The sequence below is a fragment of the Bartonella sp. AA83SXKL genome, assembly GCF_042196965.1.
GTDB lineage: Bacteria > Pseudomonadota > Alphaproteobacteria > Rhizobiales > Rhizobiaceae > Bartonella.
In genome coordinates this window covers 1-1,190 of record NZ_JBHIRG010000083.1, presented here as the reverse complement: position 1 = coordinate 1,190, position 1,190 = coordinate 1, and the positions used below count along the sequence as shown (strand labels likewise).

Genomic DNA, 1,190 nt, shown 5'->3' with positions numbered 1-1,190 from the left:
CCTGCTTTTTGGAGCTTGTGTTGATAATTAATATCCGCATGAAGGGCAAAATTTTGAGAGAGTTGCGCATTCACACCAAGCCCGCCTTCAACAGAATCTCCCATAGCATCAAGATAGAAAGTATCTCCAATCTGTACTGTACTCTTGTTACTACAAGCTTTCATAAGGTTCAGCTTACCGTAGAAAGAAGTGGCATAGCCTTTTTCATCAGAAGGTATCGTTTGTGTCAGCCGCCCACCAATACGCAGCAACCATTGATGAGGCTTACCCATATTCACGTTAAAGCCATCGATATCTGAGAGGGTGTCAAACATGAGACGTTGATAAAGGAGTTGTGCTTGTGGTTCAAAGACCAATCCTTTAGCATCGGTTTCTAGTTTATGTCCGATGGTCGCTGATGCACTTACAGTATGAGAACCATCCAATTTTGCAGTGTTCCCAATGAGGGCTGTGGTGATATTTCCTTTGAAAGCTCCGTAGGAGAACAGTGCATTAACATAGATGCCATCGTTATGCTGGATGTTTCCATATGCAGCAAGTGACCATTTATCGAGGGTACTCTTATCAGCACCTTCCATGCCCTTTGGAGTGAAAGAGAGTTGTCCGTATGTCCCCAAAAGACCAAAATGTGTGGTGCTATTTTGACCTTCTAATGCTGCTAATGTCATGCCTGCTTGTATTGCAGTATAGTGAACATCAGCACCATAGCCATAGTGTAGAGGACTACGGTTAGAAGACAATGTGATCTTGTGGCCATAGGAGGATAAGAAGATCCCACTCTTTTTGTTATCTTCTTTTTTATCCTTTGCTTCAAAGAGTGTTGTCCGCATATTCTCTAACAGTATATTCTGATTATTCAGCTCAGCCAATCCAGCGGAAAATAAAGCGTTAGGCATGACCAAATAACTGGCTACTTGTGGTACAAGAGCTCTTACTTTTCCTTTAGCATTAAGACAGGCAGCTTTTTTAGAATAAAGGGGAGTTGTTTCCCCATCATTAAGAGAGGCAGTTTCCTCAGTGTTAAGAGGGGTTATTTCTTCAGAATTAAAAAAGTTTGTTTCTTGAGTATCAGGTGAGATAGTTTCTTCAGCATCAAGAATGGCATTTTGTAAGCGGAAATCCCAAAAATCTTCTTCTTCTCCCACGAAGCTTTGCTCAATACTCGCTTTCCCGCGGCTTGATGTTGGTCC

1 protein-coding gene is annotated in these 1,190 nt (G+C 42.0%); it reads right to left on the bottom strand.

Annotated features, from left to right (window positions below):
* Positions 1-1,190 (bottom strand): autotransporter domain-containing protein (locus ACFINO_RS09745; protein ID WP_375655618.1); only part of this gene is annotated, 1,190 nt, incomplete at both ends.